Here is a 21,078-nt window from a genome sequence, read left to right on the forward strand (position 1 = left end):
CTTGTTTCAACCAGCATGCGATAGAATCTTGTACATGAACGTTGTTGCGTCGAGGCGGTCGCTGTCCGGGGCTTTGGCGAAGTTTGGGATGCTGCCTGCTGTCTCATAGCCGAGGGATGCATAGAGCGGCTCGGCGCTATCCCCGGTTCGGGTGTCCAGCGTGATCAAGGTCTTGCCTTGGGCGCGGGCTTCTTCTTCCAGTGCGATCATGAGCGCGCGCGCAATACCCTTGCGGCGGTGGGAAGGATGCACGATCAGTTTGGCCACTTCTGCCCTGTGGGCCTGATTGGGCGGCATGTCGATGTCAAGCTGAACGGTGCCTGCCAGCTCTTCCTTCCAATAGGCGCAGAGCAACAAACAGCGGTTCGCCTCAACGCCGGGAAAGACCTTTTCTTGCCAGAAGCGACGGGCGGCTTCTGGTGTAAACGGCAGGATGAAGCTGATGCTGGCACCGGCGTGAACTGCTGCGTGGAGTGTTTGAGTGAGCGGTTCCAATGCCCGTGGCAAATCTGCGCTGCCAAGTTTCTTGAGGTTCAGCATCAATCGTTGGTCCCCGTCACTGCAACCAGACCGCCGACTTCCTTGAGGAAGGTCACGACCTCGTCGACCCCATCCCCGCGCTTCAGGTCGGTGAAGCAAAACGGCTTGCTGGCGCGCATTTTCTTTGCATCCCGCACCATGACGCCAAGGTCGACTTCCACATAAGGCGCAAGGTCCTTTTTGTTGATGATGAGCATGTCAGAGCGCACGATGCCGGGGCCTCCTTTGCGCGGGATCTCCTCGCCCTGCGCCACGGAGATCACATAGAGGGTGATGTCTGCAAGATCCGGTGAGAAGGTGGCCGCTAGGTTGTCGCCGCCGCTTTCTATGAAGACCATGTCCAGATCGGGGTGCCGCTCTATGAGTTGATCAATGGCCTGCAGATTGATGGTAGCGTCTTCGCGAATGGCGGTGTGCGGGCAGCCGCCGGTCTCTACCCCCAGCACCCGGTCTTCAGGCAGGGCCTGCGCACGCACCAACGCGGTGGCGTCTTCGCGGGTGTAGATGTCGTTGGTCACAACAGCGATGGAAAACTGATCGCGAAAGGCAAGGCAAAGCTTTTCCGTCAGCGTGGTTTTGCCTGAACCAACAGGCCCTCCAATGCCGACGCGCAAAGGTCCGTATGATCCGCTCATGATCGAAAAATCCTTGTAGGTTCGGTTTCATGCGCCATGCTGGCGATGTCTGACAGGATGGCAGCGCTCCCAAGAGCATCCAAAGTGGCCCCCTGTGAACGCTCTGTGAGGTTGATGAAGGTCTGTTCCAGATCGGCGAGCAATTGCACGCCCTCCGATTGGCCTAGGGGCACAAGGCGCAGGCACACCGAGACCAGATTGCTGGTGAAGCTCTGCAGGTAGCCAAGTTTCAGCTCCTCAAGGAGGATGTGTGTTCGCGCCGCTGCAAGCCCAACCGCCACAGGTAGCGCGGCACTCTTTCCAACCGCTGCTGCCATGGGGTCTGACTGCCCGATCCACGGCTGCGCATAGGTCAGAAATGCTGTGCCCTGCCGCTGGGTTTCAAAATAGCGTTCCGCACTGGGTGCCATGGCAAGGCAAAGGCTGTTCACCTCTGCCAGCCGGGCGCTGTCGTTTTCTGTGGCAGCTGCATGGCTTTGTCCCAATACCAGCAGATCGTTCCAGCCCGAACCATGGTTGAGTACGCCTTGCAGCCACTCCTTGGCCGTTTCTGCGTTTTGAATAACCCCCGCATTGATGGCAGTTTCCACGCCGTGACTGTAGGAGAATGCGCCGATCGGGAACGCGGGCGACAGCCATGTGAGCAGCCGCAAAAGCGCCCTTCGGCCATCTGGATCAGTCATGGCTGTGGTCATGCGAATGATGGTGACTGTGGCCGTGACTGTGTGAATGAGAGCTGCTGCGGTTGGACTTGTGATAAGCGCCGCGGACCGGTGAGAACGCTCCTTCAATTTCGGTGATGGTCGCGCCGAGGCCTTCGAGCATTTCCTTGATGACGTGATCCTTTAGGATCACGATGCGGTCCAGCTCGATCTGCGAGGGCAGGTGCCGGTTGCCCAGATGCCAGCATAGTTGGGCATGGTGCAGGGCGTCGCGGGCTTTGACTTCGTAAAGCGGCTCCACAGCGGCCTTTATCACGACGAACTTGCCGCCTTCTGTTTCAATGGCGTCGCCCTCATCAAACGAGACGGCATCAGCTACTTCGAACAGGACTTTCACTCCTGTATCGGTGGTGAGCACCTTGCGGCGCAAATGGCGTTCGTCATGGGAGAGTGTGACGGTGCCCAGAACTTCGCCAGAATACGCTCCGGCGCGTTTGTATGTATGTGCAGTAAACATCAGAACAAGAAATACCTTTGCGCCATGGGAACCACTTCTGCCGGTTCGCAGGTGAGAAGCTCACCGTTTGCGCGAACCTCATAGGTTTCTGGGTCTACCTCCACGTGCGGCGTGGCGCTGTTGTGGATCATGGAGGCTTTTGAAATGCCCGACCGGGTGTTGTCGACCGCGAGCATCTGTTTGGCGGTGCCCAGTTTTTCCGGGAGACCCGCATCCAGAGCCGCCTTGCTGACAAAGGTGACAGAGGAGTTTGTCAGGCTCTTGCCATAGGCTCCGAACATGGGCCGGTAGTGAACGGGCTGCGGTGTTGGAATGGAGGCATTTGGGTCGCCCATCATGGCCATGGCGATGGTGCCGCCGGTAAGTACCATGTCTGGCTTCACGCCGAAGAAGGCCGGTGTCCAGAGCACCAGGTCGGCGCGTTTGTCCACTTCGATGGAACCGATCTCCCGTGACAGCCCGTGGGCGATGGCGGGGTTGATGGTGTACTTGGCGATGTAACGCTTGACGCGAACGTTGTCGTTGTCGCCGGTTTCTTCCGGAAGAGCGCCGCGCTGGCGCTTCATCTTGTCGGCGGTCTGCCAGGTGCGGATCAGCACTTCGCCCACGCGGCCCATGGCCTGACTGTCCGAGGCGATGATGGAGAACGCGCCCATGTCGTGCAGAATGTCCTCAGCGGCGATGGTTTCCTTGCGGATGCGGCTTTCGGCAAAGGCCACGTCCTCGGGAATGTTGGTGTCCAGATGGTGGCAGACCATGAGCATGTCCAGATGCTCGGCAATGGTGTTGCGGGTGTAAGGACGTGTCGGGTTGGTGGAGGATGGCAGGACGTTTGAAAGGCCGCAAACCTTGATGATGTCCGGCGCATGCCCCCCGCCTGCACCTTCCGTATGGAAGGCATGAATGGTGCGGCCCTTCAGGGCATCGATGGTGTTCTCGACGAAGCCGCTTTCATTCAGCGTGTCCGTATGGATCATCACCTGAACGTCGCAGCTGTCTGCCACGCTGAGGCAGGTATCGATGGCCGATGGGGTGGTTCCCCAATCCTCATGAAGCTTCAGCGCGCAGGCCCCGCCAAGCACCATTTCCTCCAGCGCCTTGGGGTGGGAAGCGTTGCCCTTGCCCGCAAACGCAAGGTTCATGGGAAAGGCGTCTGCCGCCTCAATCATCCGGGCGATGTGCCACGGGCCGGGCGTGCAGGTGGTTGCCAAGGTGCCATGGGCCGGACCCGTGCCGCCGCCAAGCATGGTGGTGACGCCGGAGGTCAGGGCCTCCTCGATCTGCTGGGGGCAGATGTAGTGAATGTGCGCGTCCATGCCGCCGGCTGTCAGGATCTTTCCTTCTCCGGCAATGGCCTCCGTTCCCGGACCAATGATGATGTCGACGCCGCTCTGCATGTCCGGATTGCCTGCCTTGCCAATGGCGGCAATGCGGCCGTCTTTGAGGCCGATGTCGGCTTTGTAGATGCCGGAATGGTCCACCACCAAGGCGTTGGTGATGACCGTATCGACGGCTCCTTCGGCGCGGGACAGCTGGCTCTGGCCCATGCCATCGCGGATGACCTTGCCGCCGCCGAACTTCACCTCCTCACCGTAAGTGGTGAAATCCTTCTCCACCTCGATGAAAAGCTCCGTATCAGCAAGGCGGACCTTGTCGCCCACGGTGGGGCCGAACATGTCTGCGTAGGCGGCGCGAGAAATGGAAGTTGCCATGGTCACGCCCCTCCGCTTGGTTTGATCTGGAAGCCCTGAATGGTCTGCGTGCCCCCAACGGGGATCAAGTGAACTTCGCGGGTCTGCCCAGGCTCAAAGCGCACGGCAGTGCCGGGGGCAATGTCGAGGCGCTTTCCATGTGCGGCCTTTCGGTCAAAGGTGAGGGCGGCATTTACCTCGGCAAAGTGATAATGACTGCCCACCTGAACCGGACGGTCGCCAGTGTTGGCCACCTTGAGCGTGATGCTGTCCACGCCCTCGTTGAGGGTGATGTCGCCACTGGCGACAATAACTTCTCCGGGGATCATGAAGGCTCCTTATGCGGTAAACGCGAGCGCAAGACCGCCAGCAGCGAACAGGCCACCAACGACCCGAAGGATCGTCTTGCCAGCCTTGCCAGTTGCCACTGTGCCAAAGCCAAGCCCGGCAAGAAGCAAACAGGAGGTGGCAACGGAAAAGCCGAGGGCGTAGCCAACAAGGCTTCCGCCCGGCGCTTCAAGACCGTGAGCTGCCCCGTGAAACAGAGCAAACAGGCCAACGATGATGCAACCAACGGCGCATGGCAGCTTCAGAGCCAATGCAATCAACAGACCGGTTATAACAACGGACGCAAGGATTCCCGGCTCGATGAGCGGGATGGAAACACCCGCAGCTGCGAGCCCAAAGCCAAGCAGCATGGCAGCGACAAACGAGACAGGCCACCAGTAGATGCGGTTTCCGCCGACAAGAGCGGCCCAGATGCCCACCGCGATCATGGCGAGCATGTGGTCCAGCCCCCCGAGCGGGTGCAGGAGGCCGGAAACAAAGCTGGATGTGTTTTCATGGCCCGCATGGGCCGCAGCGGTCGTGACGCCAGCGAGAGTGGCTATTGCGGTGAGTGCTATAAGCTTTTTCATCGGGTTCCCCTCGGGATGGACAGGTATGAACGGGTTATTTTGGATGCCCGCGTTCCTGCTAATGTTGTTCTTGAGTTCGATCGATCAGGCGGCGCAGCCCTCAGGCTTTAGAGTTCGTCGGGTTTGGGCTGGAAACTTGCCAAGCAAGGCGGTTGGACGCGCAGGGCGAGGGACAAGCTCACCGCCGCAGTTGGGGCAGGTGCCCTTCAGGACACTGTCGTTACAGTGCGCACAAAATGTGCACTCAAAAGTGCAGATGAAGGCGCCTTGTTGGTCGGCGGGCAAATCGCGATCGCAGCATTCACAACCGGGTCTCATTTCCAGCATGGCACTTTCCTCCTTTTGCGCCGTGTTGTGTCACCATTCACCGAATGGGCTCGTGGACGGTGACCAGTTTGACGCCATCTGGAAAAGTGGCTTCCACTTGAATGTCATGGATCATCTCTGGAATGCCTTCCATTACCTGATCACGGGTGATCACATGGGCACCGGCTTCCATAAGATCGGCTACGCTGCGGCCGTCGCGGGCACCTTCAACAACATAGTCTGTCACAATGGCAACAGCTTCTGGATGGTTGAGCTTGACCCCGCGCTCCAGGCGAGCGCGGGCAACCATGGCGGCCATGGCGACAAGCAGTTTGTCCTTTTCCCGAGGGGTGAGGTTCATTGGGACTCCTTACAAACTCCAAAGCTTGGGCAATGCGCGCTCGGGGCGCAGGCCCTGCAAAAACGGGATCAGCTTCTGGCGCAGATCAAACCCTGTGGCGGCAGTGAGCCGCGCTGTGATCTTGCCGTTGAAAGTGCTGATGCCAAAGGAAAGGTCTGGTGTTTTGGGCCGCAGCGCGTCACACCGCGCCTCAAGCACCTCTTGATCTTCAGGCCCTAAATAAACAACGGAGGCAAACGCCCGTTGGCTGGCTAGAGTGCTGTTGCCTGCCGCGATTTTTGTAACCTCGCCAGAGAACAGAAGGTCGTCCGCATGAACAAGCTTGCCACCACGATGAATGCGCCAGCGGTCGCTGAAATGGGCCATTTCCACCTGCTCACCCATGGCGTCTCGCCCTAAAATGACGGCCTCCACCGCAAGAAAACGGGCATCCTCTGCCATGTGAACATGCATCTGGCGGGAGAGGGAAGCGCGGTCAAACAGGATGGTTTCCTGCGGGAGCCAATGTAGTTCCGATCCCTTGTCCAAAGAGAGGAACGAGGTGACATTGGCTGTCCCCTCACTGGCCTTGTAGATTTTCTCACAGGCCTGAGTTGTCAGAACGGAGCGGGTGTTGACCCCGGCTTCTACCGACCAATCGAGTACGTCGCCGCCTGTCAAACCGCCGCTGGTGTTGATGAGCACAGCCTCGGCCATGTCGCTATAGACTTTGGGCAGGCGCACCTTGGCGGCTCCCTCTTGATAGAGGGTTTCAAGGCGTGTGGCGCTTGTTGTTGGATCTTCAGATGGTGCAGGTTTAAACGCAATACGACCCACACCGGCAGTGCGCTGCAGCCCCGCAACGGGGGTCGGCTTTTCTGCCAGGTTATGTGCGGTCATGGTTATTATCCAATCTTTTGATCTAAAGGTCTCCCTTGGCCGAACACAGCCAAAACGTGCCCAATCTGCGTTCGTCCTCGGTGGGTTTAGCAAGCTACGTGCCAATACTAGAATGCGGAGTTGGTAGCCCTTCAACCCACTGAATCTACGAGGGATTCAGGGTTGTGAGTATGGCCTGATGCACGCGGCCTGTTTTGCGGGATGGTAAGTCTGTGCCTATAAATTAAGCAATTGCGACAAGGGTGGGTTTCTCGGGCATGAAGTGAGGCGAAACATCGCCGTCCCGAAAGGGTTTGGCTGAGAGACTACAAGCCGCGGCGTTCTGCGTTCTTTTGCGTATTGGGGGTTGGCGGTGCCGCTTTTTTGCGTGAGGCGCAAAACTGATTTGTCTGCGCTCCTCTTAATCAAGCGATCTGCGGGGAGTAGGGTGCGCTCAAATCGCTAGAGGATTAAAGAAAATGACCGCTGCACTGTTCAACCCTATCAAACTTGGCGATCGGGAGCTCACAAATCGGATCGTCATGCCGCCAATGACACGTTCCCGCGCGAGCCAGCCGGGAGATGTGGCCAATGACCTGATGGCACAATACTACGCGCAAAGAGCTTCTGCGGGCCTGATCGTTTCCGAAGGGACGCAGATCTCAGAGATGGGCAAGGGCTATGCCTGGACGCCGGGCATCTATACCCCGGAGCAGATAGCCGGTTGGCGCACTGTGACGGATGCGGTGCATGCCAAGGGCGGGACCATGTTCGCCCAGCTGTGGCATGTGGGCCGGGTGACGCACCCCGACAACATTGGCGGCCGGCAGCCGATTTCTTCCTCAGCCATTCAGGCGGAAGGGGTCAAGGTGTTTGTCGACAACGGAACGGATGCACCCGGCTTTGTGCTCTCCGCCAAGCCGCGTGAGATGACCGTTGACGAGATTAAAGAGGTGGTTGGCGAGTACCGTCAGGCCGCGCTTAACGCCATTGAGGCAGGTTTTGACGGCATCGAGCTGCATGCAGCCAACGGCTATCTGATCAACCAGTTTATCGATTCAGAATCCAATGCGCGCACTGATGAATATGGCGGCAGCCTTGAAAACCGGCTGCGCTTTCTGGATGAAGTTGTGAGCGCCATGATCGACGCCATTGGTGCAGACCGCGTCGGGGTGCGGCTTGCGCCATTGACCACGCTGAACGGCACTGTTGATGCCAACCCGATTGAAACCTATACGGCGGCTGCCAAGCTCCTGAATGCGCGTGGGATCGTTTATCTGCATATTGCGGAGGTTGACTGGGATGATGCGCCGGACACGCCGATTGAATTCAAGCGTGCTCTGCGTGAGGCGTTTAAGGGCGTGCTGATTTATGCGGGCCGCTATACACCGCAAAGCGCGGAACAAGCGCTTCAGGACGGTCTTGCGGATATGATCGCATTCGGGCGGCCCTTTGTGGCGAACCCGGATTTGCCAGAGCGCATCAAGAACAACCAGAGCCTTGCGACCCATGATCCGAACACCTTGTTCGGTGGCGGTGCCAAAGGCTTGATCGACTATCCGACTTTTTCTGCCTGACCTGACGCCCGGCACCGCTTCACCTCCCGCTCATTGAGGCGGTGCCGCGCAAGGAGTTTCCAAATGTTGTTTGAACGTTTTAGCCATGGAGGCTTTGAGGTCTCCAATCGTATCGCCATGGCCCCAATGACCCGCTCGCGCACGTCGCAGCCTGGCGATCGGCCCAATGACATGATGGCCACCTACTACGCACAGCGCGCAAGTGCGGGCCTCATCATTTCTGAGGGGACACCAATTTCAGCGGTTGCGCGGGGCTATTCCATGACGCCCGGCATCTATACGCCTGAGCAGATCGAGGGCTGGAAGAAGGTGACTTCCGCAGTCCATGAAAAAGGCGGCAAGATCTTTGTTCAGCTTTGGCATGTGGGCCGTCGCTCTCATGAGACCATTGCTGGCACGCAGCCTGTGGCGCCCTCGGCGCTGAAAGACGAAGACAAGGTGTTCGGGCCTCTTCCTGAAGGCGGTTACGGCATGATTGAAACCGGCGTTCCGCGGGCCATGACCGGCAGAGACATTGAGCGGACGATTGCCGATTTTGTGCAAGGGGCGAAGAACGCCGTTGCGGCGGGTTTCGATGGCGTGGAGCTTCACGGTGCCCATGGCTACCTGATCGACCAGTTTCTTCGCAAGGCGAGCAACCACCGCGAAGATGCCTATGGAGGCACTCAGGAGAACCGCATGCGCTTCATGCTGGAGGCGGTTGAGGCGGTGGCGAGAGCAATTGGTGCCGACAAGACGGCTATTCGCCTCTCTCCGTTTGTGACGGAGGGCTTTGGCGAACCTGATGACGAGATTGTTGACCTGACACTGAAGGCGCTGGAAAAAATGGCACCGCTCAAGCTGGCATACATCCATTTCAGCGAGAACATCTCCAACTATACCGAGGTGCCGGAGAGCTTTCGCGAAGAGGTGCGCAAGATCTATCCTGCCCCAATCATGGTTGCAGGCAAGCTGACACAGGAAAAGGCGCAGGCGCTGTTGGACAAGAACCACGCGGATTTGGTGGCATTCGGTCAGCCGTTCATTACCAATCCGGACTTTGTTGACCGTCTGCGAAACGGGATTGCACTCACGCCTGTGGGCTATGATGCGCATGCCACATTCTATGGCGGTGATGAAAAGGGCTATACCGATTACCCCGTCGCGGCGGCCTAGATGACCCTTGAAGCCAGAGCCACGCGCTCTGGCTTTTTGCTAGGCATCGGGGCTTAGCAGAACCTCTATCAAGATTTTGTTGGTGGCTGGATAGGGCTGCGAGATCCATTCCCCGCGAAAAGTGGTGTAGCCTTGCGCTGCGCAAACGAGATCGTTGTTCTCATAGCCTGGTGGGACGACCATGTAGCCCGGTGTCGGCTCGATGAAAAGGGTGTTGGGCTGTCCGGCCAGATGACAGCGCGCGCCAATTGGATTGGTGGCGACTGTGAGCAGATAGCCGCCCGGCGGGATTGCGACCTCGGTTGAGAAAGCCTTGGGCAGCCTTTCTTCATCCGTCTGGCAGCCTGCCAGCAGACAAAGGAAGCATGCGACTGCGAAATGCCTAGTACCAATGACCAAGTGTGCCCTCGGGTTTCCTGTTATTGTGTCAGGCTACGATCCCCTCATATTGAAGGAAACCCGAGGAAAAAGCGGTACTTGCTTTTGTCGGGCAAGAAAGCTTTGGAAGCCTGACGGAAACATCTGCCGGTTTTCTGCGTAATATGACCATATATGCAGGAAACCTGCAAAGAATGAGTGATCTGTTGCTTGCCTTGCCTGCTGACCAGCGCGACCGGATTTGGGTGCGTCTTGACGAAAAACACGCGGCTTTGATTGAAGAAATCATCGCCGCGCCGGAACCTGTCGCGGTGATTGAAGCGCCCGCAGGAAGTGGCAAGACGACGCTGGTTCAGCGACTAGCTGAACGCCTGAACGTTGAGTTGACGTTGGCGCCAAGCTATCGCCTTGGCAAAAACCACCAAGCGGCGATCTGCGATATGCGCACTCTCATGGGGGAGGTGCAGGCGCGCAGCGTGCTGGATGAGCAGCTTGAAAAGTGCATTTTGACGCGCCGGCCCAACTGGAACCAGCCTTGGTGCGACAAGCTTGTGCTCTTTGGGACGGCGCGGGTGTTTTCGTGGCAGGACCTTTGTTTGTCCAGGGCAGAGCTGGGCGAGATCTTGCCGGAAGAACAGGCGGAGCAGCTCTATGCCGATACGCGCGGATGGCCGTGGCTTATCCGTGCCGTGTTGGAGGACAGTGCGCTGACTGAACAGCGGGCGGTCTCGTTTCTCCTGACCTACTTTTTGCAGCAGGCGAGCCTTGAGGAGCTGGCAGTTCTGCGTCTTGTGCTGGAGCACGAGGATGGGCTGAGCTGCGACGCTGCTTTGAAAGACCGGGTCTTTGAAGTGAAGCGGCACTTTCAGCCACTGATTACCTCCCGCGGCGACAAGCTGTGCTGGGCCTTGCCGCGCCTTGTTGACGCGGCCCGCGTCGCGGTCGGGTTGCGCATCAAGGAGCATGAGGAAACCCCGGTTCGCCTTGTCACCTCTTCCTTGCTCTATGAAAACAAGATGGTACCGCAGGCCATATGCGAGTTGCAATTGGCCGGGCGTGAGGAAGAAGCAACGCGTCTGTTTGCGCGTCACGGGGGGCCGTTCTTTCTGTTTCGCTATGGGCGGCAGGCATTTGCCGATGTCCTGCGCGGCTTTGCAGCGGACAATGGCAGCGAGGCGGTGATCTCCAGCCGCGCACTGGCTGCGGCGAAGGCAGGCGATAGCGGTCGCGCCATGAAAATCATGAGTGATGCCTTCGGCGAGGACTATGCGGACTTGAGCACGGCGTTCAGGGCCACACAGCAGTTCTCCGTGCTGCTGCGCTCTGTCCGCCTTATTCTGGCGACCTATGAAGACCAGATGGTCTCAGAGGAAACCGTTCATTTGCTGGATGGTTTGATCCGCGAAATTCCGAGCACGGACCATTTCTCTCGCGGCAGCTTTTATCACTCGATGATGGAGCTGCACATGCGAACGGGAGAGATGGAAGAGGCTGAGAAGATCGCCAAGTGGGCGATTTATCACTACGAGCAGGCGGAAGTGCCCCTGCTGATGGTGAGTGTGCGCATCTACCAGTGCAACATTGCGCTGAAGGAAGGGGAGATTCCGCGGGCGGCCGCCATGCAGGAAGAGGCGGAAAAGCTGCTCGAAAGCATGGGTATGGAAGCCGAAACCGAGCGCCGGTTCAACCGCTTGGTGAAGGGATGCATTGCCTATGAACGGGGCGACCCGCAGCCGCTCTTGACGTTCATCGATCGGGACATGGAAGCCTTTGCCATTGGCGAGATGTGGCCTAGCCTTGCGGATTCTGCCGTCTACTTTGGCGCGCAGGTCCTGAACCGCCATCGCGGCATGGGGCCAGCGCGCAGTTTCCTGGAAGGGTGGCGCGTCAACCACTGGCAGGCACCGCATTTCCGCTTCACCATGATCATGCGCCGCGTGGAACTGCTGCAAGACAACGGGCGCTGGATTGAAGCCGAGCAGCATCTTGAGGCCATTCAGGGGCGGATCACCCGGCAGTGGGTTGAAAGCGCCAAGCAGGAACTGGCCAAGTTGACAGATGCCAACGAAATTTCGGTGGCACTTACGTGGATGCGCCAGATTGCCTTTGAGCGGCCAAAGAAAACGGAGCTGCTGGAGCAGCTCGACATGTTCTTGGGCAATTACGAGGTGACGCGCAATCAGGCCCGCATGCTGACCTCGGTCAAGGCATTTGTGGCACGCAGACAGAAGAACACAACGCTGGCGTCGACGGTGTTCCTGCAATTGCTTTCTGATGCCGCGCGATCGGACTCCATCGGCTCGCTCTACGAGGATATCATTTTCCTTGAGGAGTTGGTCAATGACCGCCAGATCCGCTCGTTCATCTTGTCTCGCGACCAGCTGCAGGACGCGCTCAACTCGCTGACCAAGGCCGATGAAAACGCACGGGCGGAGCGCAAGGACGAGACCGATCCGCTGACCCGCATGGAACGGCGCGTCCTGATGATTGTTGCCGAGGGGGCCTCCAACAAGTACGCCGCGAATATGCTTGGTCTTTCAGAGGCTACGGTCAAGTTTCACCTCAAGAACACCTACAGAAAACTGGGCTGCAAACGCCGGTCCGAGGCCATCGCAACTGCGCGCTCCATGGGCATGATTGGAGCGTGACAGAGCCGTAATGGACGACTGCCAGATGGCCTTTCGGTGGCGGGAACGATACATCTTGAACCTATGTCAGACATAACATAGATTATGTTGACATTGCTCGGGAGGATTGTTCATGGCTGGTACTGGAGCTTCAGACCGCAAGGCGCAGGTGCTTGAACGCCTGGCTCAACTTTTGTTCTCCGGGAGCATCAAGCCGGGTGGTCTGCTGCCGAAAGAGTTGGAGTTGTGCGCACAGTATGCCGTAAGCCGCGCAACCATCCGCAGTTGCCTTGGTGAGCTGGTTTCCTATGGCATCGTGAGCCGCACTTCGGGACAGGGAACCTATGTTCAGCCCTATGAAGACTGGATGATACTGGCCCCAACCGTAGCGTCGTGGATTGCAGCTTATAGTGATGACAGTCTGCCGTTTTCCCGCGAGATGTTCCGTTTTCGCGTGACAACCGAGCCTTATGTTTCCGCAGAAGCGGCGCTCAAGGCAAAAGCGAGCGACCTTGCTGCCATGGAAACGGCTCTGGAGGGCATGGTCCAAGCCCATGATAGCGGCAAGAAGAGCTATCAAGGGCGCAGTCTGGGCGAGTGGGATATTGACCTGCACGAAGCGGTGTATCGTGCATCGCAAAGCCTGATCTGGCTTCAGTTTTCCAAGAGCCTGCGCCCGGCTTTTTTCAGCAGTATTCGCCGTACCACACAGCAGGCCGAGAGCGATATGACATCCAGCCTGGAGCTGCACCGCGCGCTGGTTGAGGCCATTCGACTTCGTGATGTGCAGGCCGCCTTTGAGTGTTCCTGCAAGATCCTGCTGCGCAGCGCCAACGATCTCGGTGACACCCTTACCGCGGAGGCCATTGGCGAGATGCGCCATGCCCGGCTGAAATCCTGAAGAGCGGGACGGCAATTCAATTTCAAGTCAAACAGGGAGATGACCAATGAAGATCACTGGGATCAAGACGTGGCGCGTGCCACCTCGCTGGTGCTTTTTGAAGATTGAAACAGATGAAGGCGTACATGGCTGGGGGGAGCCCGTGCTGGAAGGGCGTGCCGCAACGGTGGAAGCTGCGGTCCATGAGCTTTCCGAGTACATCATTGGCAAGGATCCACGCCGTGTGGAAGACATCTGGCAAATGCTCTATCGCGGTGGTTTTTACCGTGGTGGCCCGATCTTGATGAGTGCAATCGCAGGCATTGATCAGGCGCTTTGGGACATTAAAGGCAAGGCGCTCGGTGTGCCCGTACACGAGCTGCTGGGCGGGGCTGTGCGAGACAAGATGCGCATGTACTGCTGGATCGGAGGGGATCGCCCCAACGAGATTGGCCGTCAGGCGAAGGAAGTGGTCGAGATAGGTTTCACGGCGTTCAAGATGAACGGCACCCCGGAAATGGCGATCATAGACAGCTATGAAAAGGTTGATGATGCGGTGGCGCGTATCGCCGAAGCCCGTGAAGCGGTGGGCATGGGCGTTGGCATTGCAGTGGATTTCCATGGCCGCGTGCACAAGCCAATGGCCAAAATTCTTATGAAGGAGCTGGAGCCGTTCCGCCCCATGTTTGTGGAAGAGCCCGTGCTTGCGGAACACTTGCACGCCTTGCCAGAGATCGCCGGAAACGTCTCCTACCCGATTGCAACGGGCGAGCGCATGTTCTCTCGCTATGAGTTCCGGGGTGTGTTGGAGCGCGGATATGTAGATGTACTGCAACCGGACCTGTCGCATTGCGGCGGCATTACCGAAGCGCGAAAGATCGCGACAATGGCGGAAGCCTATGATGTGGCGCTGGCGCCCCATTGTCCTCTTGGGCCAATTGCGCTGGCTGCCTGTTTGACGGTGGATTTCGTCTCCCACAATGCGTTCATCCAGGAGCAAAGCATGGGGATCCACTACAACAAGGAAAACGACGTGCTCGACTACATGGTCGATCCTTCACCGCTTCAGATCGTTGATGGCTATTTGCCGCTGCTTGAAAAGCCGGGTCTCGGTGTGGAGATCAACGAGGCGTTTGTTGAAGAGCGCTCCAAGGATGCCAGCAACTGGAAGAACCCGATCTGGCGTCATGAGGATGGTTCCATCGCGGAGTGGTAGCCCCTGCATCGGAGGATGGTGAGGCAGCGCATCTTTGACTTGCGCTGCCCTTCTATTGTGTGGCGCGATGGGGCCAGTGAATACTGTCAGGCGCTCTCCCGAAAGACGTCAAAAAGGCGGCTTTCAAGCGCGGACTTTACCTCGTCCATGGGGGAGCGGTTAAGTATCTCCATAACAGAATGAGCGCGGGTTAGGCTGTAACCGGCACCGCTGCCGGAACACATGGAGTTGGTTGTTGTTTCTTCAATGTAGAGGTGCCCCATACAGAGGTCACCGACCAGATACCAATCACGCGTGTGGGACACGCGATCGATAGAAAAATTCTCAGTGCACAGTAATGCTCTTTCCAGAGTCTCCATGAACCAAACTCCCTTACTCAAGGTTGAAATGGGCGTTTAATCACTTGTCTTTAAAAATAAGCTACCTTGGGAAACTAAGTAAAACAACCAGTTTTATGAAAACTCCAAGTATTGCTCGTAATTCAGTAAGGTTGCCGTATGCGTCATGTTTATTAGTGGTGATGCGTTTAAGCGCCTGATACGGTCCGCATCAGTTTATTTTGCGTGTCAAAGAATATACTGGATCTATTAAGAAGGCCCGCGGCGGTCTTTTTCACAAATCTGCAATAAAAGAGAATTTACTTGGGTTAAGGCTGAGATATTCAATCACTGTTGATGGTCCTGCGGCGGCGACACCTGTTGCCGTGCACTGTGCACCATTGAGGTGTGCTCAGCGATGAGCCCGATGGCACCATTGCACGGCTTTTGGCTGGTAAACAGCGTCTTGATCTTGCCTTCAAAGACGGGATAGGGTGTGCAACCGTCCTATTACGTAGGTCACGCCACAAGAGTTTTCATGACACAGGCTGTACTCTCTCAAGGCAGGCCCCTTGGCACTGCTGAATTCGTTGCGCTGATGGCGTTGCTTACGTCGCTTGTTGCTCTTTCCGTAGACGCGATTTTGCCGGCGTTTCCCTATATTGCGACTGATCTGAATGTGGCCGATCAAAACCACCTGCAGTTTCTTGTAACCTTTGTGTTTCTGGGTATGTCGGTCGGACAGCTGGTTTTTGGGCCGGTATCCGATCGAATTGGCCGCAAACCTGCCATCTACATCGGCATGGGCATCTTTGTGGCGGGGGCTTTGCTGGCCTCTCAGGCAACAAGCCTGCCAATGCTGCTGGCGGGACGCTTCTTGCAAGGGGCGGGCGCTGCGGCACCGAAAGTTGTGATTGTGGCCTTGATCCGCGATCAATACTCGGGCCGCGAGATGGCGCGAATTACGTCCTTTGTGATGGCGGTATTCATTGCTGTTCCAGCTGTTGCACCAATGATGGGCCAGATTACCCTCATGGTGGCCCATTGGCCGACGATCTTTTATGCCATGCTGGTGCAGGCTTCTGTGGCGACGCTGTGGCTTGCGCTTCGTCAGCCCGAGACCTTGGCCCCTGAGCATCGCCGCCCCATTTCGCCGCGCGCCATCGGGCAGGCGGCCTTGGAAATCGCCAGGTGCCGACCGACCATGCTTTATACCGTCGGGACTGGACTGATTTTTGCGAGCTTCATGACCTATTTGGCGACCGCTCAGCCGATTTTCAGCGGCATCTATGGCATCAACGAGTTGTTCCCGCTTTACTTCTCATCGTTGGCGCTGGTTTTTGGCGCAGCTTCGGTTGTGAATGGTCGCATCGTGCGCCGCTTTGGAATGCAGCTGCTGTGCAAGGTGGCGCTCTCCGGCGTGGTGGTAATATCCATGCTGTTTTTGGGGCCTGTCATGCTTTTGGGCGGGCAGCCGCCACTGTGGACCTTCATGGTCTACTTGACGTTGACCTTTTTCTTTTTGCCTCTGCTTTTTGGCAATCTGAATGCGTTGGCCATGGAGCCCCTTGGCCATGTGGCAGGAACCGCGGCCACGATGGTTGGCAGCGTCTCCACCTTTATTGGTCTGTTTTTGTCGATGATTATCGGTTCATTCTACGATAACAGCCTGACCCCAATCGTTATGGGATTTGCCATTCTGGGTGCTGCATCGCTGATGACACTTGTGGCCGCTGAAAAGGCGGCCACCGGTTCGGGTTGAGGGCAGGTGTTACTTTTCTGACCAGATGGCCAGTTCATTTCCGCAAGGGTCTGCAAAATGGAAGCGGCGTCCGCCCGGGAAAGAGAAGATCTCTTTCACAATGGTGCCGCCGTGTGTCTGGACCTGCTCCAGCATGTCTTCCAGCTGCTCAGCATAGAGCACCACGAGCGCGGCCCCCTCTTGTGAGGAAGATTTCAGGTCGGCGTGATAGAAGCCACCATACATGGTGCCGTCGTTAAAGGCGGCATACTCTTCGCCAAAATCCTTGAAGGTCCAGCCGAACACGGTGCCGTAGAACGTCTTGATGGCGTAAAGGTCGCTTGCGGGCAACTCTATGTAATTGATCTGTTTGTCTTTCAGCATCGTTGATTCTCCCTATGGGGTGGGGCGGTCGTGCCAGATATTGAATAGACCACAGCATACTTGCGCGACCTCAATTTAACAGAGGGGGACTACGGTATTTACTGGAGAACTCAACTACGCATTGCACCTTATGCCGCAGAGAAAACGATTTCCTTAGTGTGTATACGGGCAAAAATAACGCAGAGGCAAATGTTAAGAGCCGGTAAACTGTGAGCGATAGTAATGCCTATAGTTTATGCAAATGCTCAGTTATCCAGATTTTACTTGCATCATCACTAAGGTAATACTAGGGTAAATCAACTGATCGCCCATCAAGAACGTAGAAAATTATGCACGTGGTCAGGGTAAATATAAGAAGCAGCGCCCGCAGCTGACATCGACCTCTTTACTAAAAAAGCAGCTTGGCTGCTTTTTTTGTGTTTTGGGCAAGACGTCGCACCCCCAAGTCAAAGAATGTGGTGAAAAGTCAAGGACTAAGGCGCTTGTTGTAGAAGCCTGTCGAGGGCACCGTGAGTTTTGTCCCTTTCTCGGATGATTCAGTGAGTGCGGCTATGAGGGCATGAACTTCCAGTGCCGCCCCACCTGAAGCATTGGGTGATCGGTCTTCACGGATTGCCCCGGCGAAGTCTTTTATGAGGGCTTCGTGCCAAGCGCTCGAAAAATCCATGGGGTCGGTTCCGTCACCGGTCTCAGGTGGGTTGCCAATGCGCTCTTCGATGCCATCTCGCCAATGCAAAACAAGCTGTTCTCCTTGAAGCAGCGCTGTTCCCTTGGTGCCGTCAATGATCAGGCTTTCCGGCTGGCTGGGGAAGGTCGCCGTGGTCGCCAAAAGGTTGCCGAGGGCACCGCCTTCAAACTCAAAGCCCGCGCTGCAAAAGTCTTCCGCTTCCAAGTCATGCAGTCGGCTGGTGCCGCACAAGGCCTGAACGTGGGCGACCGGTCCGATGGTATCCAACATGATGTCGAGAAGATGGATGGCCTGCGTGATCAAAACGCCGCCGCCATCGCGCTCATAGGTGCCGCGACCCGGCTCATCATAGTACGCCTGATCTCGCCACCACGGCACCGTCGCGCGGACCAAAGCAAGATCTCCCAGTGCGTTCTCATCCATGAGTTTCTTGAGGTGCAGCGCCCCCGGTTTGAACCGGTTCTGGAAAACAACGCCCAACTTGACCTTGGTCTTGTGGCAGATTTTAACGATCTGCCGGGCCGCCTCCAAATCCCGTTCTAGGGGCTTTTCGCAGAGGATGTGTTTTCCCGCCGCAGCGAACAGCTTCACCAGTTCGACCCGCTGGTTCGGGGGCGTGAGCAGCAGCACTGCGTCAACCGTCGGGTCTTCAGCGATTGCCTGCGGGCTGGTGTAGGCTTTGCACCCCAGTCGGGCAGCTCGCGCCTCTGTGGTCTCCAGCGTGCGGCTGTAAACGCCCGCCAGCTCCACTTCGTCTTGTAAAGCGGTGAGGGCTAAAAAATGAGGGCGGGCGGCCATGCCAAGGCCCACAACGGCAATACGAATGCGGCTCATGGAACAAAACTCCTTACCCGGCTATGCTGAACAGCGGCGTGATCTCAGAGTTATAGTAGGGCGCTTTTGAGTAAGTTTTGCAAGACAGACGATATTGGGAAGACCACGGCCTTGAATTTTTTGGCGGCTCTTTGCATCTCAAAGGGGCTGATGAAAACAAACGCGCTCTACCTATATCAAGGAACAGAGTGTGATTAACGGGTCGTGCCAACAGAAACTGTTTGCAACTTTAGATGAAACTGAGCATTTCTAGCCGGAACGTGACCACGTTGTCACATCTTCGCATCAGCATTATCTCTCTATTCAACGAAAAGGAGCGGTAGCGCCAAAACGCGCCGAACACACACATATGATGTTTGAATGGATGTCAGACCCGGCTATCTGGGCAGGTCTGGCAACGCTTGTGTTACTCGAAATTGTTTTGGGTATCGACAACCTCGTGTTCATCGCGATTTTGGCCGACAAACTGCCACCTCATCAGCGCGACAAAGCGCGCCTGATTGGTCTGTCTCTGGCCCTTATCATGCGCCTTCTGTTGCTCACATCGATCGCTTGGCTGGTAACGCTCACGGCACCGCTGTTCTCTGTGTTTGGCATGGACTTTTCCGGACGTGACCTGATCCTGCTGTTAGGCGGCTTGTTCTTGTTGTTCAAAGGAACAAAGGAGCTGCACGAGCGCCTGGAAGGCATCACTCAAAAAAGTGAGGGCAAACTGGGCCACGCCGTGTTCTGGCAAGTGATCGTTCAGATCGTGGTGCTAGATGCAATCTTCTCGCTGGATAGCGTGATTACGGCTGTTGGCATGATGGATGAACTCTCCGTGATGATGATCGCGGTGACAATTGCCATCGGCGTCATGATGCTTGCGGCAAAACCCTTGATGGACTTCGTTTCCCGTCATCCGACCGTGGTGATCCTGTGTCTTGGCTTCTTGATGATGATTGGCTTTTCGTTGGTGGTTGAAGGCTTCGGCTTCTATATCCCGAAGGGCTACCTCTATGCCGCGATTGGTTTTTCCATCCTGATCGAGGCGCTCAATCAGGTTGCGCGGCGCAACAGAGATCGCCTGGTAACACAAGGCGACCTGCGCCAGCGTACGGCGGGGGCGGTTCTGCGCCTGCTTGGCGGCGGGCGAGAGGAGCTGGTTCTTGGCGGAAGCGCGGACTTGATCGCGGAACGCGCGGCGGAAAACAACCTGTTCTCTTCGGAGGAAAAGGAGATGATCGAGGGCGTTCTGACACTTGCGGACCGTCCGGCCATCTCTGCGGTGACGCCGCGCATTGAAGTGGAATGGCTGGATGTCACTGCACCCAAGGACGAAATTCGCCGCAAGATCCTTGAGGGAGGCCACACCCGTTACCCAATCGCACGCGGCCGGCTAGATGAATTCCTCGGTGTTGCACTTGCCAAAGACTTGCTGCGGGATCTTCTGGAGGATGGAGAGATCAACTACGAGCGCTCCTTGCGCCAACCCTTGGTCGTGCATGAAAGCGTCTCTGTGCTGCGTTTGATGGAACAGCTGCGCAACTCTCCGCTGCAAATGGCCGTTGTGGTGGACGAATACGGCGAGATGGAGGGGCTCATCACCCCAATCGATATTCTTGAAGTGATCGCGGGTGACTTTCCGGAGGAAGACGAAGAGCAGCTGCTGATGCAGAAGAACGACGACGGGTCGTGGCTGGTGAGCGGCTGGATTGACATTCGCAAGATCTCTCATGCCCTTGAGGTGGATCTGTCGGACGCCGCGGATCGGTATGCAACGCTGGCAGGCTACATTCTGTGGCAACTTGGCCACCTGCCGGAGGTTGGGCAGCGGGTTAAGGCCGGTGCGCTGGAGTTTGAAGTGACTGCCATGAATGGCCGGGCTATCGACAAGGTGCTGATCCGGCCGATATCAGAGGATGCGCCAAGCCAAGCGTGATTGTTTCGCTCAAAAAAGAAAAACCGCCGTACATGCGTCGGCGGTTTTTTTTGACAAATGGAGAGTGCGCCTAGCGAACGATAACGAGTTTCACGCCGTGCTGGTTGAGCTGCATGTTGATGTCCGCTGGCGGTGTGGCGTCCGTGAACAGCGCGGTGGCATCCTTGATGTGGCCCACTTCCACCGCAGCGGTGGTGCTGAACTTGGTGGAGTCAGCCGCGATGAACACGTTGCGTGCTGTCCTCATCATGCTTTGAACCACTACGACCTCATTGAAATCATAGTCCAAAAGGGTTCCGTCGGTATCAATGGAACCACAGCTGGTGATCAGGTAGTCCACGCGGAAATGGTTGACAAACTCCAGCGCGGTTGAGCCAACGATGCCGCCATTGGTGCTGCGTAGCTTGCCGCCCGGCACCATGACGTTGAAGTCTGCCTTCTGGTAGAGAACATTGGCAACGCGCAGGCTGTTTGTGATCACGCGCAAGCCTTGTTTCTTCAAGAGGTGCTTCGCGATGATCTCGGTTGTGGTGCCAATTGAAATGAAAACGGAAGAATTGTCCGGGATCTGCTCAGCAATGGCCGCGCCAATCGCTTCCTTTTCTTCCGTTTCCGAAACCTGACGGACAGCGTAATCCAGATTCACCACGCTGGAGCTGCGGCCTGCGCCACCGTGATGGCGGACAACAAGCTTTTGCTCGCTCAGCTTCTTGATGTCACGGCGAATGGTCTGGGCTGACACATCAAGCAGCTCGGCGAGCTCCTCAACGCTGACATATCCCTTCTCATTGACCTCTTTGATCAGCTTTTCGTGGCGAAGGTTCCCTACAATCACGGCATCCGGCATCTGTCTTTGTTCCAAGTCTGAACAGG

General features: G+C 56.9%; 22 protein-coding genes. 7 read left to right on the plus strand and 15 right to left on the minus strand.

Annotated elements, in window-relative coordinates; all coding sequences use genetic code 11:
* Positions 1–6 precede the first annotated feature (6 nt).
* From PUV47_RS17150 to PUV47_RS17195, 10 genes are all read right to left on the minus strand, one after another.
* A complete protein-coding gene (locus tag PUV47_RS17150) occupies positions 7–540 on the minus strand; it encodes a GNAT family N-acetyltransferase (protein ID WP_274219812.1) in 534 nt (177 codons plus the stop codon).
* Positions 540–1,175: an urease accessory protein UreG gene (gene ureG / locus PUV47_RS17155; RefSeq protein ID WP_274219813.1), complete on the minus strand. Its 636-nt coding sequence runs from the start codon at positions 1,173–1,175 to the stop codon at positions 540–542. Before ureG ends, PUV47_RS17150 begins: the two co-directional genes overlap by 1 nt.
* Positions 1,172–1,858 (minus strand): urease accessory protein UreF, encoded by a 687-nt coding sequence (locus PUV47_RS17160; protein ID WP_274219814.1) that lies wholly within the window; start codon positions 1,856–1,858, stop codon positions 1,172–1,174. Before PUV47_RS17160 ends, ureG begins: the two co-directional genes overlap by 4 nt.
* Positions 1,851–2,354, minus strand: coding sequence for an urease accessory protein UreE (locus PUV47_RS17165; RefSeq protein ID WP_274219815.1), 504 nt, complete (start codon positions 2,352–2,354; stop codon positions 1,851–1,853). Before PUV47_RS17165 ends, PUV47_RS17160 begins: the two co-directional genes overlap by 8 nt.
* Complete coding sequence (gene ureC / locus PUV47_RS17170; protein ID WP_274219816.1) at positions 2,354–4,066, minus strand: urease subunit alpha; 1,713 nt, start codon at positions 4,064–4,066, stop codon at positions 2,354–2,356. Before ureC ends, PUV47_RS17165 begins: the two co-directional genes overlap by 1 nt.
* Positions 4,067–4,068: 2 nt before the next feature.
* Positions 4,069–4,374: an urease subunit beta gene (locus PUV47_RS17175; RefSeq protein WP_274219817.1), complete on the minus strand. Its 306-nt coding sequence runs from the start codon at positions 4,372–4,374 to the stop codon at positions 4,069–4,071.
* Positions 4,375–4,383: 9 nt separating this feature from the next.
* Positions 4,384–4,962, minus strand: a complete 579-nt coding sequence (locus tag PUV47_RS17180) for a HupE/UreJ family protein (protein WP_274219818.1) — start codon at positions 4,960–4,962, stop codon at positions 4,384–4,386.
* 84 nt (positions 4,963–5,046) lie between these two features.
* The gene (locus PUV47_RS17185) at positions 5,047–5,289 is read right to left on the minus strand and encodes a DUF1272 domain-containing protein (RefSeq protein WP_274219819.1); all 243 of its coding nucleotides are present in this window, start codon (positions 5,287–5,289) and stop codon (positions 5,047–5,049) included.
* A 37-nt stretch (positions 5,290–5,326) separates the two neighbouring features.
* The gene (locus tag PUV47_RS17190; protein ID WP_274219820.1) at positions 5,327–5,629 is read right to left on the minus strand and encodes an urease subunit gamma; all 303 of its coding nucleotides are present in this window, start codon (positions 5,627–5,629) and stop codon (positions 5,327–5,329) included.
* A 9-nt stretch (positions 5,630–5,638) separates the two neighbouring features.
* Positions 5,639–6,508 carry an urease accessory protein UreD gene (locus PUV47_RS17195; protein ID WP_274219821.1) on the minus strand — a complete coding sequence of 290 codons (870 nt, stop codon included), beginning with the start codon at positions 6,506–6,508 and terminating at the stop codon, positions 5,639–5,641.
* A gap of 458 nt (positions 6,509–6,966) precedes the next feature.
* On the opposite strand from PUV47_RS17195, the gene PUV47_RS17200 reads away from it, so the two are divergent.
* Positions 6,967–8,064, plus strand: coding sequence for an alkene reductase (locus tag PUV47_RS17200; RefSeq protein WP_274219822.1), 1,098 nt, complete (start codon positions 6,967–6,969; stop codon positions 8,062–8,064).
* A gap of 63 nt (positions 8,065–8,127) precedes the next feature.
* Positions 8,128–9,219, plus strand: coding sequence for an alkene reductase (locus tag PUV47_RS17205; RefSeq protein WP_274219823.1), 1,092 nt, complete (start codon positions 8,128–8,130; stop codon positions 9,217–9,219).
* 39 nt (positions 9,220–9,258) lie between these two features.
* Here the strand turns inward: PUV47_RS17205 and PUV47_RS17210 are convergent, their stop codons facing one another.
* Positions 9,259–9,618 (minus strand): hypothetical protein, encoded by a 360-nt coding sequence (locus tag PUV47_RS17210; RefSeq protein ID WP_274219824.1) that lies wholly within the window; start codon positions 9,616–9,618, stop codon positions 9,259–9,261.
* Positions 9,619–9,791: 173 nt separating this feature from the next.
* Here PUV47_RS17210 and PUV47_RS17215 point away from each other — a divergent pair, with 173 nt between their 5' ends.
* The 3 genes from PUV47_RS17215 (at position 9,792) to dgoD (ending at position 14,320) form a co-directional block, all read left to right on the plus strand.
* Complete coding sequence (locus PUV47_RS17215; protein ID WP_274219825.1) at positions 9,792–12,245, plus strand: LuxR C-terminal-related transcriptional regulator; 2,454 nt, start codon at positions 9,792–9,794, stop codon at positions 12,243–12,245.
* 112 nt (positions 12,246–12,357) lie between these two features.
* A complete protein-coding gene (locus tag PUV47_RS17220) occupies positions 12,358–13,125 on the plus strand; it encodes a FadR/GntR family transcriptional regulator (protein WP_274219826.1) in 768 nt (255 codons plus the stop codon).
* Between the two features lie 46 nt (positions 13,126–13,171).
* Positions 13,172–14,320 carry a galactonate dehydratase gene (dgoD, locus tag PUV47_RS17225; protein ID WP_274219827.1) on the plus strand — a complete coding sequence of 383 codons (1,149 nt, stop codon included), beginning with the start codon at positions 13,172–13,174 and terminating at the stop codon, positions 14,318–14,320.
* 86 nt (positions 14,321–14,406) lie between these two features.
* Here the strand turns inward: dgoD and PUV47_RS17230 are convergent, their stop codons facing one another.
* Positions 14,407–14,679: a hypothetical protein gene (locus PUV47_RS17230; protein WP_274219828.1), complete on the minus strand. Its 273-nt coding sequence runs from the start codon at positions 14,677–14,679 to the stop codon at positions 14,407–14,409.
* A 496-nt stretch (positions 14,680–15,175) separates the two neighbouring features.
* Between PUV47_RS17230 and PUV47_RS17235 the strand changes: the two genes are divergently transcribed.
* On the plus strand, positions 15,176–16,399 hold the full coding sequence (locus PUV47_RS17235) for a multidrug effflux MFS transporter (protein ID WP_274219829.1): 1,224 nt from the start codon (positions 15,176–15,178) through the stop codon (positions 16,397–16,399).
* Between the two features lie 9 nt (positions 16,400–16,408).
* Here the strand turns inward: PUV47_RS17235 and PUV47_RS17240 are convergent, their stop codons facing one another.
* Both PUV47_RS17240 and PUV47_RS17245 read right to left on the minus strand, forming a co-directional pair.
* Entirely contained in the window at positions 16,409–16,762 is a 354-nt protein-coding gene (locus tag PUV47_RS17240; protein ID WP_274219830.1) for a VOC family protein, read from the minus strand.
* Between the two features lie 466 nt (positions 16,763–17,228).
* Positions 17,229–18,284, minus strand: coding sequence for a Gfo/Idh/MocA family protein (locus PUV47_RS17245; protein WP_274219831.1), 1,056 nt, complete (start codon positions 18,282–18,284; stop codon positions 17,229–17,231).
* 349 nt (positions 18,285–18,633) lie between these two features.
* Here PUV47_RS17245 and PUV47_RS17250 point away from each other — a divergent pair, with 349 nt between their 5' ends.
* A complete protein-coding gene (locus tag PUV47_RS17250; RefSeq protein ID WP_274219832.1) occupies positions 18,634–20,205 on the plus strand; it encodes a TerC family protein in 1,572 nt (523 codons plus the stop codon).
* 70 nt (positions 20,206–20,275) lie between these two features.
* Here PUV47_RS17250 and PUV47_RS17255 read toward each other — a convergent pair whose 3' ends face one another.
* Positions 20,276–21,052, minus strand: coding sequence for a DeoR/GlpR family DNA-binding transcription regulator (locus PUV47_RS17255; protein ID WP_274219833.1), 777 nt, complete (start codon positions 21,050–21,052; stop codon positions 20,276–20,278).
* Positions 21,053–21,078 lie beyond the last annotated feature (26 nt).

It is taken from the genome of Pseudovibrio exalbescens, assembly GCF_028737195.1.
Classification (GTDB): domain Bacteria; phylum Pseudomonadota; class Alphaproteobacteria; order Rhizobiales; family Stappiaceae; genus Pseudovibrio; species Pseudovibrio zosterae.